Here is an 800-nt window from a genome sequence, read left to right on the forward strand (position 1 = left end):
TTGACCGTGATGGTCGCAACTCCGCCGGTCAGGGCCGAGGTCGTGTCCAGCGGGTTGCTCGACAGATCCTCGAGGACCGCACCCGCCTTGATCTGAAGAATCAGCGTGCCCACGCCGCCGGGATAGGCGGAGCTGGCCAGAACCTCATAGACCGCCGGATCACCGGTGGCGTTCACAGCGCTGATGACACCGGCCGGGGAGCTGCCGTTCTCGAAATCGTCGGTGCCGATCGTGGAGGCATTCATCGGCTCGTCAAAAGTCACGGTGTAAACCACCGTTTGACCCTCGAGGACCGGTCCGCCGGCGACATTGTCGGTGATGGAAACCAGTGTCGGGTCGGTCACGTCGGCGACGATCGTCACGGCGGGGGAGTCCACAATGGCCGTCGTCGTGTCCAGCGGGTTGCCCGCCAGGTCCCTGAGGTCCGCGGCAGCGTTCACCTGAAGCTCAAGCGTGCCGCTGGTGCCCGCGGTCGGGGTGACTACCACCGTGGTGACACCACCGAAGTGAACCACGCTGTCGATGGTCCCGGCGGCGGTGCCGCCGAGCCCAAAATCGCTCGCGTCGATGGTCGCCGGGTCCATCAACTCGCTGTAGGTCACCGTGTAGGTGATCGAATCGATCCCGGTGGAGATGAAGGGGCCGCCGCTCACATCGTCGACGATATCGGCGGGAGCGAGCGTCGGGGCCACCGCATCCGCCACAGCACTGGTCACCACGACGCCGATTCCACGGCCGTTGCCGCTGGCAGTGGTCCCAGTGCTGTTTGCGTCAAACAGGAACTCGATCTCCTCGTAGAC

Annotated in this window: 1 pseudogene; it reads right to left on the reverse strand. The window is 65.0% G+C overall.

Annotated elements, in window-relative coordinates:
* Positions 1-719, reverse strand: a pseudogene (locus ACG2LG_RS24040) (hypothetical protein); the annotation flags it as partial.
* Positions 720-800 lie beyond the last annotated feature (81 nt).

Source organism: Haloferula sp. A504, from assembly GCF_044385805.1.
Classification (GTDB): domain Bacteria; phylum Verrucomicrobiota; class Verrucomicrobiia; order Verrucomicrobiales; family Akkermansiaceae; genus Haloferula.